At 61.2% G+C, this 9,492-nt stretch carries 10 protein-coding genes and 1 pseudogene; 5 read left to right on the top strand and 6 right to left on the bottom strand.

Annotation, left to right across the window (positions count from 1 at the left end):
• From bcsA to bcsD, 4 genes are all read right to left on the bottom strand, one after another.
• Positions 1-1,492: UDP-forming cellulose synthase catalytic subunit (gene bcsA / locus JWR14_RS32700; protein ID WP_299717721.1), on the bottom strand; the 1,492-nt coding region annotated here is incomplete at its 3' end.
• Positions 1,489-2,277, bottom strand: a complete 789-nt coding sequence (gene bcsQ, locus JWR14_RS32695; protein ID WP_299717719.1) for a cellulose biosynthesis protein BcsQ — start codon at positions 2,275-2,277, stop codon at positions 1,489-1,491. The genes bcsQ and bcsA, both read right to left, overlap by 4 nt.
• Complete coding sequence (gene bcsP, locus JWR14_RS32690; RefSeq protein ID WP_299717717.1) at positions 2,274-3,185, bottom strand: cellulose biosynthesis protein BcsP; 912 nt, start codon at positions 3,183-3,185, stop codon at positions 2,274-2,276. Before bcsP ends, bcsQ begins: the two co-directional genes overlap by 4 nt.
• Before the next feature lie 247 nt (positions 3,186-3,432).
• Entirely contained in the window at positions 3,433-3,888 is a 456-nt protein-coding gene (gene bcsD, locus JWR14_RS32685) for a cellulose biosynthesis protein BcsD (RefSeq protein ID WP_299717715.1), read from the bottom strand.
• A 990-nt stretch (positions 3,889-4,878) separates the two neighbouring features.
• On the opposite strand from bcsD, the gene JWR14_RS32680 reads away from it, so the two are divergent.
• A complete protein-coding gene (locus JWR14_RS32680; RefSeq protein WP_299717713.1) occupies positions 4,879-5,703 on the top strand; it encodes a hypothetical protein in 825 nt (274 codons plus the stop codon).
• Positions 5,704-5,730: 27 nt separating this feature from the next.
• Here JWR14_RS32680 and JWR14_RS32675 read toward each other — a convergent pair whose 3' ends face one another.
• The gene (locus JWR14_RS32675; protein ID WP_299717711.1) at positions 5,731-6,162 is read right to left on the bottom strand and encodes a YqaA family protein; all 432 of its coding nucleotides are present in this window, start codon (positions 6,160-6,162) and stop codon (positions 5,731-5,733) included.
• Between the two features lie 147 nt (positions 6,163-6,309).
• Here JWR14_RS32675 and JWR14_RS32670 point away from each other — a divergent pair, with 147 nt between their 5' ends.
• From JWR14_RS32670 to JWR14_RS32655, 4 genes are all read left to right on the top strand, one after another.
• Complete coding sequence (locus JWR14_RS32670; protein WP_299717709.1) at positions 6,310-6,657, top strand: YciI family protein; 348 nt, start codon at positions 6,310-6,312, stop codon at positions 6,655-6,657.
• 160 nt (positions 6,658-6,817) lie between these two features.
• Positions 6,818-7,234 (top strand): YciI family protein, encoded by a 417-nt coding sequence (locus tag JWR14_RS32665; RefSeq protein WP_299717707.1) that lies wholly within the window; start codon positions 6,818-6,820, stop codon positions 7,232-7,234.
• Positions 7,235-7,313: 79 nt separating this feature from the next.
• Entirely contained in the window at positions 7,314-7,733 is a 420-nt protein-coding gene (locus tag JWR14_RS32660; RefSeq protein ID WP_299717705.1) for a glyoxalase/bleomycin resistance/extradiol dioxygenase family protein, read from the top strand.
• On the top strand, positions 7,730-9,031 hold the full coding sequence (locus tag JWR14_RS32655; RefSeq protein WP_299717703.1) for an RNA polymerase sigma factor: 1,302 nt from the start codon (positions 7,730-7,732) through the stop codon (positions 9,029-9,031). Before JWR14_RS32660 ends, JWR14_RS32655 begins: the two co-directional genes overlap by 4 nt.
• Before the next feature lie 66 nt (positions 9,032-9,097).
• Here the strand turns inward: JWR14_RS32655 and JWR14_RS32650 are convergent.
• Positions 9,098-9,492, bottom strand: a pseudogene (locus JWR14_RS32650) (DeoR/GlpR transcriptional regulator); the annotation flags it as partial.

Genomic DNA, 9,492 nt, shown 5'->3' with positions numbered 1-9,492 from the left:
TGCCGAGCTTCGGGTTGATCAGCGCGAGCAGAGTGGGCGCGGTGATGTACGACGCCAGCACGGACTCATACACTTCAGCCCAGAACGAATGCCGGAACGAGCGCTGCATGCGCGAGTTCGTGATGCTCGCATGCATCATATGCGGCAGCGCGAAGATGGCGATCGTGCCCGCCGCCGCGTGGATCACATGTGCCCCGAAAAACAGGTACGACAGCGGCGCGGTCAGGAACACCAGGCGCGGGATGCCGTAGAAGAAGTGCATCATCCCGTTCAGGTAACAGAGCCGCTGACCGATCTTCAGGCCCTTGCCCGTGAGCGGGTTATCGATCCGGAAAATCTGCGTCATGCCGCGCGCCCAGCGAATCCGCTGGCCGATGTGGCCGGACAAACTTTCGGTGGCGAGGCCTGCCGCCTGCGGGATCGCAAGATACGCAGTGGTGTAGCCGAGCCGATGCAGCTTGAGCGCCGTATGCGCGTCTTCCGTCACGGTCTCGACCGCGATGCCGCCAATCTCTTCCACCATCGTGCGGCGCAGGAGCGCGCATGAGCCGCAGAAGAAGGTCGCGTTCCAGAGGTCGTTGCCGTCCTGGACCAGCCCGTAGAACAACTCGCCTTCGTTGGGCACCTTGCGGAAGGTGCCCAGGTTGCGTTCGAACGGATCGGGCGAGAAGAAGTGGTGCGGCGTTTGCAGCATCGACAGCTTCTTGTCGCGCAGGAACCAGCCAAGGCCGATTTGCAGGAACGAGCGTGTGGGAATGTGATCGCAATCGAAGATGGCGAGATATTCGCCCTTCGTGATCTTCAGCGCTTCATTGATATTGCCGGCCTTCGCATGCCGGTTGTGCGTGCGGATGGTCCAGGTAACGCCAACCTCTTCGCAGAACGCCTTGAACTCGGGACGGCGGCCATCATCGAGTACATGAATCGATATCTTGTCCGCCGGATAGTCGATCGCCAGCGCCGCGTAGATAGTCGGCTTCACCACGCCGAGCGGCTCGTTGTAAGTCGGAATGAAGACGTCGACAGTCGGCCATTCATCGCGGTTCGCCGGCAACGGCATCGGCTTTCTCTGCAGCGGCCAGGCAGTCTGGAAATAACCGAGCATCAGCACGATCGCCGAGTAGACCTCGGCTGCGACCAGCAGCAAACCCCAGGCGGCATCGAGCGGACGTTCCCAGTAGGTTGTCTCGGTCAGCCGCCAGTACATGTAGCGGCCCGTGACCGCAACAGACAGCATGATCATGACCAGCGTCGCGTACTGGCCGCGCAGGCGCCGGAACGCCATGGCGAGAGCGAAACAGCAGCACGCGAAAATCAGTTGCTGGGTGAATTCGAGTGGCACCGTCCAGACGAAATACATCGCCGAGAGGGCGAAGAGTGTGAGGAGCGTTGTAAAGATCCGGCTGCTCCAGATCCCTGAGTCGACAAAACGCTCCAGCCGCGACGCAACTTCGTCGGCCTCGGACAATGCGCGTGCGCGTGGCTTGCTCATGCGACGTTCCTCGGCGAGAGCTGCTTGGAATCGACCGCGCTGGTGAGCCATTCGCCGCACGTGCGCAGATCGGCGGCGGCCTGGCTCAACGGGTCGTAATGGATCAGCGTGGTGTCGCAGGCGAGCGACTCGCTCACGCCTTCGTCAAGGTGGATAACACCCGGGAACAATTTGTCGCCGAGCAGGTTACGCAGCACCTTGAGTACGTCTTTCGTCAATTGCCGCGACTGGTCGACCTGGTTCACCACGTAACCCGTGCCCACGAAATTGGACCGTGGCGTAGCGTAAGCCTCGATCATGCGTTCCATCTGCGGGATGGCGGCGTACGAAGCGGCATCGGCCAGCACGACGTTCAGCGCAAAATTCGACGCGCACAGCGCCGTGCGCGTATAGACCGACGAACCCGGCGGGGTATCGACTATCACGATATCCGCGGCATCGAGTCCCAGCCTTTCAAGCGATTGCACAAGCCACTGCGGGTCGCGGTCGATGTGCGCTTCGAAGCGGCGGCGATCGTCTTCCACTACCGCGCCGTAGGGCAGGACCGTGACGCCGTCGACGCCGTCGAACATGACGGTTTGCCACGGCTCACCGGCGAGGGTGGCGCGCGAAATTCCGTCGATGCTGTCGAGCGGGATGCCGAAATGCAGGCGCAGCGCGTTCTGCGGATCGAGGTCGAGCGCGATCACGCGCCGCCCACGTGCAGCGAGGACCGAGGCCAGGTTTGCCGCGAGCGTGGTTTTACCGACACCGCCTTTGGCAGAGACGACGGTGATGACTTTCATGACGACGAGTTGCGCTTGGCGAGCCACGAACCTGCACTCGAGTTGACGGGGGCCGGAGCAGGTGCTGGCGCTGACGTAGCAGGTCCGCGCAGACGCTGGAACATCGACTCCAGCGAATCCGGCGATGCGCTTGCGTGTGGCGCAGGTTGAGCGTGCACTTGCGCACGGAACAGCTTGCCGAGGATCGACTGGCTTTTTGGTTCAGCCGCGGGTGCGGGTGCCGACGCCGCTTCGGGATCCTGCACGCGTGGCAACGAAAGCGATTTTGCAGATGTGTTCGAACGTTGCAGTGCCGCTGCGAAACCCGTCGGCTGGGTGGGCGCGTGTGCAGACGCAGACGCAGAGGCAGACGCAGGCGTGGCGAGCGGTTGCGTGCGCGGTTGCGGTTGTTGAGACTGCGGCAGGAGTTGCTCTTGTTGTGTGTGGAACGGCCGAAACAGCGGCTGCGGCAGTCGTGCTGGCTGCTGGGGTTGCACGTTGACTGGCTGCACGGCCTCGGTTTCCACGGCGTTCGACGTTTCTTCGATCGCGTCTACCAGCGCGGAGAAACGCGCTGCGCCGACCGGCGCAGCCGGCAACGTGACATTGGCGACAGGCGGAACCGTCTTCCGATGCGCGCGCGCAAAGAGCGGCGGTTTGCCATGGTTGACCGAGGTCGCGCCCGACGGTTGCGTCAGGCTGTTCGGCACATTGCGATGTTCGCCGGAGCGATCATGCGTCTGGGGCAGGTGAGCATCACGGCGGGGCGCGATGTTCGGGATCGATGGCTGCGAGAGGTCAAGGGTCGCGAGCAATGGCCAGCGAGTGCGGGCGTGGACGGCTTCGTTTTCGCGGCCGATTTCCTGGTAGTTGCCGGCATCGCCGCCAAATTTGGCGAACAGCTTCTCTATGTCGCGCGAAGGGTTCATGTGCTGCGTCCTCGTACTCTCGGTTGTACTTAGGGCCTTGCCTCGACGACCACTGGCCAGTGACGTCTCGCGCGCTTCTGCGCGCTGATGCGGGCAATGCCTGATTGACTACCTGGTTGACTGCCTGATCCGGTGCCGGACCTGTACTGCATTCGTAAAAGCCTAGGGAGTGTCCGGTCCAGCTTCAGGTTCGCTTAGCTCAGTTCAGCGAGGTTGGACGTGCCTTTGGTTACCGTCTAGGTTGCTCTCAGTTGCTATAGCGGCCGAGTCTGAATTCGACTGCAGCGCTTTCGTCGAACTCGCCAGCTTGCACTACAGACAAGCCTTGCGCGCCAAGCGCGCTTAGCCACTCCTGATACGCGCCTTCGAGAAACGCCGGGCTCCAGGGAAGGGCGTTCGCGCCGAACGCGAGCAACGGCGGACAACAATGAACGATGCGCAGATAATCCGGTTCGTCGCCCACCTCGACAAATCCCCAATCGACGTCGTTCCAGATCGCGTTCAATGCAGCGCCGAGCTCGGGCGTGGTAGCACAGGGCGGCAGCGGATGGGCAGCGGCAAAACGGCGTCCTACCCGTTGCATTAGCTGACGCAACTCGTCGCGGCCGATCTGGGTATCGAATTCTTCCGCCAGTGCGACCAGCACGCCACGCCACTGCGAGGAAATTTGCCGGTCCAGCAGGTAGTCGAGGGTCATGGCCATATTGTTAGAGAGAGAAGCTTCCAGCTAAATGAGCGCGAAAATAGCGATGCGGCGTAATCAGTAGTATTTACTCTGCGGCAGCGTGCGATGGACAATAATACTGATAGCGCTTGCCTTTAAGCCGGGAGTCTACTTCAAGGCGATTTGTTTTTGCCACATAACGCACATTAGCAAATAGTTCTGTGGTTAAAGCCCCAAACAGAGGGCAAAAAATCCGTTATGTCCAAGTTATGTAGTGCCCGGGCTGTTAGCGCAAACGTTTAATCCACCAATTCATTCGTCAGTTTAATCTTGCGCCTCACGCTTGTGTCGCGAAGTTAGGGGGAGTCTGACTGGCCGGTGATATCGCATAAGCGGTGGCCCCGGATTCCGAGCTTGCATGACGTTTGCTGCTGGCCGTCATGATTGCCCGCGCACGCGCATTCGCCGCGCTTCCTGGTTGATGCAGCTTTGCAGTAAGCCGAGCGTTGCCTGATATCGGCCAGTCCGCTTCCAGCGTGGCGGGAGAATGTCCGTTGGGTATCGCGGGTATCTTTCGTGCAGGCCGGTAACGCGGTTGTATGGCGCGATTGCCAATGCGCGCTTCTTGCCGCACTGCCGCGTGATCACACTGGCGATGCTGTATCCGCGTGCTGATTTGGAAGCGCCGCTAACCCGCCGTTTGCGCGGAACCGGACATCGCGCGTTCCACGTTCCAGAGAGTGGAAACTGAAAGGCCCGCGGACATTGCCAAGTGAGCCGGACGGAGACGTTTGGTTTGAGGAAAGACGGTGGAGCGGGACCCGGATGGCTTAATACGTAGATACGTTGTGTGATGGCGATTTTATTCAGGATGGCATAGTGATTGGAATACACCGTATTGCAATTGATTTCCTCTGATGAAACGAATCTGTCAGGTTGCTTTTCCGGTATGTGAGCGAGCGCGCACAGCGTGTTATTCGGATCACTTATGATTCCCGGACTCTGCCACGGTTGCTTAACGGGGACACAATGAATATCGACGTAACGACGCCTTCGCGCCGCGTCGCGCATCCGGGCGCCGGATTCACTGCCGATCCGCTTCCGAGTTTGTCCGACGCGGACATCGACGCGCTGGCGCACGCCATGGATACCTCCGGCTTCGCCGTGCTGCACGACGTGATCGGTGCGCAGGTGCTCGACAGCATGCGCGAGTATGTCGATAGCGAATTGACGCGGCGTAACGTCGAGTACTTGGGTTTGGCGGGTCCGGATTGGATCCAGGACAGTCCGCTTGCGGCATTTCCCACGTCTGCTTCGTTGCAGTCTGCACTTACGGGCCTGTATCGGCGCGCGATGAAGGAAGCGCCCGCTGAATCGCGCATCGCGACATCTATTCGGGTGTTGTCCGGCGGGACGGGCGCGAAACATTCCTGGCTCTTTCACTACGATTCGTACGTGGTCACCGCACTGATCCCACTGCAGATTCCCGATGGCCGCGGAGAGCTGCCTGGTGACCTGGTGATGTACCCGAACTTGCGCCGCGTGCGTCGGCGGCCGATATTCAATATTCTCGAAAAGCTGGTGATCGAAAGTCCACTCGCTTGTCGCTTGTGGAAACGCAACGCGGTGCGGCGGGCAATGTCGGCACGCACGATGCAGATGAGGCCGGGCAACATTTATTTCTTTTGGGGAATGCGTTCGCTGCACGCCAATGAGCCGTGCTTGCCAACCAGTGTGCGTTGCACCGCGCTATTTCATTTCGGCGATCCCCACGCCGGCAGCCTGTTGAAGCGCCTGAGCGCGCGGCATCATCAGGCGCGTTTGCGCCGGTTAAGTCGCGCTGACGCAAAGTAAGGCCGTGGCGTTCGCAAACCATGGCCGCTACATGGTCAGCAACGCGGCAATCACGGCATAACGCGCCGTTTTCGCAATCGCGACGATCAGCAGGAACGACCACAAAGGTTCGCGCAGAACGCCCGCGATCATGGTCAAGGGATCGCCGATCACCGGCGTCCAGCTCAATAGCAGCGTCCAGCGCCCGAAGCGCCGGTACCAGTTTTCCGCGCGCTCAAGCGCACGCGGCTTGATCGGGAACCAGCGTCGCTCGCGCAGCTTTTCGATCGACCGTCCCAATGCCCAGTTGATGGTCGAGCCCACGACGTTCCCGACGCTCGCCACGGCGACGAGCATCCAGACCGGCTGCTTGCCGGCGATCAGCAAACCCGCCAGTAACGCCTCGGACTGAAGGGGGAAAAGTGTCGCGGCGATCAGCGCAACCGCGAAAAGTCCGCCATATACAGATAAATTAACCATGAGAGAAATGCGGGCAACCGTGAAGGAGGGCGACAGCTTAGCCGTTTTTCGCCAACGCCCCGTTTGCGGACGGTGCATGGGGGATTGAAAGCTTTCGCCACAGTTGATACCTTGAAGGGCGGTTGAAACCTCAATTCAGGAGATGTCATGTCTTATATGCTGCTCATCGCCGAACCTGTTGGACAGCGGGCCGAGCGCTCGCAAGCCGAAGGCAAGCTCCTCTACCAGAGCATGGTCGAGTTCGGCGCGGGACTGAAAGAACGCGGTTTGCTGATCGCGAGTGAGTCGCTTGCAACCGGCGGTGTGCGTGTCAAAAAGCGCGACGGCCAGGCTAGCCTGATTGACGGTCCGTTCGCGGAGGCGAAGGAGATGATCGGCGGTTTCTTCATGCTCGATTGCGCGACGAAGAAAGAGGCCATCGAGATTGCATCGGCGTGCCCGGCTGCTGAATGGTGCGAGGTCGAGGTGCGCAAGATCGGTCCCTGCTGGGAGTGATTTTTTTACGCCGGTTTCGTAGGTATTGGCTTCGGATGCATCGTCTTTGTGCGTGTTAACCCTCGGCCAACTAAAAATTGTCGATTTCTCCGGGCGTGGTTCGTCGTGGGAACGAGAGCGCGACCAGCGTTCTCGCTTGCACGCCACGAGGAGAACAACGATGCGATTCATCATCATGGTCAAGGCGACCGAAAAAAGCGAAGCGGGTGTGCTCCCCGAGGACGCGCTGATCGGCGCGATGGCGACCTACCACGAAGAACTGGCGAAGGCGGGCGTGCTGCTCGATGCGAACGGTCTCCGGCCGAGCGCCAAAGGCTGGCGCGTGCGCTATGAAGGTGGCCGTCGAACCGTGGTCGATGGGCCGTTCGCGCAGACCCGCGAACTGGTCGCGGGCTACACGCTGATCCAGGTGCGTTCACGCGAAGAAGCGGTCGAATGGGCGCGTCGTTTCCCCCCGCCGATGGGCGAGCATGAAAGCGGTGAGATCGAAGTGCGGCAGTTGTTTGAACTGGACGATTTCGGTCCGGGGGAATCGGTCGATCGCATCCGTGAACTTGAAGCAGCGCGGCGCGTTTGAAAGCGGCTTGGAACGATCTGAATACGTTTTGCGAAGGCCGGCTGACGCCGGCACCTCCAATTCTCGAAGGGCAATAAAAATGCATAAGCAAATCTTCATAAACCTCGCGGTGGCGGACCTGCCGAAAGCGCGCGCGTTTTTCAACGAGCTTGGATTCAGCTTCAACCCTACGTTCAGCAACGATCAGGGCGCATGCCTGGTCCTCGGCGAGACCATCTTTGCGATGCTGTTGGTCAAGCCGTTCTTCCAGACCTTCACCTCGAAGACGATCATCGACCCGAAAGAGCAGGTCGAAGCGCTGACGTGCCTGTCGTGCGAAAGCCGTGCCGAGGTCGATGAAATTGTCGCCAAGGCCGTACGCGCGGGCGGCACGACACCGCGGCCGGTGCAGGATCTTGGATTTATGTATGGCCACGGCTTCGACGATCTCGACGGCCACTCATGGGAATTTGTGTACATGGACCCGAACGCGGACCCGCACGCGGCGAGCGCCCCGTGAGTGGACCTTCCGGCGAGTCCGGCAGCCAGGACCTGGCCACACATCGCGCGATAGAAGCAGTGTGGCGGATGGAATCGGCGAAGGTGATCGCGGTCGTGGCGCGTATGGTGCGCGACGTGTCGCTTGCCGAGGAGTTCGCGCAGGACGCGCTGATCGCGGCAATTGAGCATTGGCGGGTGGATGGCGTACCGGACAACCCGGGCGCGTGGCTGATGACCACGGCGAAGCATCGTGCGCTTGATCGTTTGAGGCAGGATGCATTGCACGCCCGCAAGCACGAGGAGTTGGGACTTGACATGGATGCGCGCGAGGAGCACGTCACGCCGGATTTCGTGGATGCGCTGGATGCCGCGCGTGAGGACGATATTGGCGACGACTTGCTGCGGCTTGTGTTCACCGCGTGTCATCCTGTGCTGTCCGTCGATGCCCGGGTTGCGCTGACGTTGCGGCTGCTCGGCGGGCTGACCACGGACGAGATTGCGCGCGCGTTCTTGCAGCCCGAGCCGACTATCGCGCAACGGATTGTGCGGGCGAAGCGGACCTTGTCGGCGGCGCGCGTGCCGTTCGAAGTGCCGAAGGCCGATGCGCGCGCGGCACGGCTGGCGTCGGTGCTGGAAGTGATTTACCTGATCTTCAACGAAGGGTATTCGGCGACGGCGGGGGATGACTGGATGCGTCCATCGCTCTGCGACGATGCGTTGCGTCTCGGGCGGATTCTCGCGGGTTTGACGCCTGACGAGAGCGAGGTATTCGGGCTGGTCGCGCTGATGGAGATACAGGCGTCCCGCACTCATGCACGTATCGATGCAAGCGGCCGGCCGGTCTTGCTGATGGATCAAGACCGCAGCCGATGGGACCCGTTGCTGATCCGTCGCGGGCTCGCGGCATTGGAGCGGTCGGAGACGCTGAACGGGGCGCGTGGGCCTTATGCCCTGCAGGGTGCGCTCGCGGCATGCCATGCGCGTGCGCGGCGGGCAGAGGATACGGATTGGGCGCAGATTGTCGCGCTATACGATGCGCTGGCGATGGTGGCGCCGTCGCCCGTGGTGGAGTTAAACCGCGCGGTGGCGGTGGGGATGGCGTTCGGTCCGGCGGCAGGGCTTGCGATAGTCGACGAGCTGGGATCGAACGCACTGCTGACGAATTATCACTGGCTGCCGAGCGTGCGCGGCGATTTGCTGGCGAAGCTGGGCCGTCGGGAAGAGGCGAGGGCGGAGTTTGAGAAGGCCGCAGGAATGACACGCAATGCGCGGGAGAAGGAGTTGTTGCTGGAGCGGGCAGCGGAGATGCAGGGATGAGGCGGGCCTATACGGCGGCGAGCTAGCAGAGGCGAAGTGCGATTTCATAGAGAGGCCAATGCCCGATCAAACCTGTTTTACCCCCATAGGCGCAACCTCGACCACCACCCGTTCCAGCGCCCGGAACGGCGCTAGCCTGATTTCATCGGCGAGGGTGGTGGTGATCAGGCGCCAATCCCTCTCAAGCGGCGTCCAGTGTTGCTGGCGTGCGCGCCCGAGCTTATCGGCATCGGCTAGCACGACCACACTCGCCGCACGGCGAATGATGCAATCCTTCAGATAAGCCTGTTCCGCGCTGGCCTCGCACAAACCAAAATCTGCCGCTACGCCGTCCGCACCGAGAAACGCGAGATCCACGCTCAACCGGCTGAGCACGAGTTCGGCCAACGGCCCAAGCGTACTCATGCTCGATGCCCGCAGATCACCCCCAATCAGCGTGATCCGCATGCCCGGCACATTGG

It is taken from the genome of Caballeronia sp. (genome assembly GCF_028292365.1).
In the GTDB taxonomy this organism is placed as follows: Bacteria; Pseudomonadota; Gammaproteobacteria; order Burkholderiales; family Burkholderiaceae; genus Caballeronia.
Note: the sequence above shows the minus strand (reverse complement) of the source record. Positions and strands in the feature narration are given on the sequence as shown.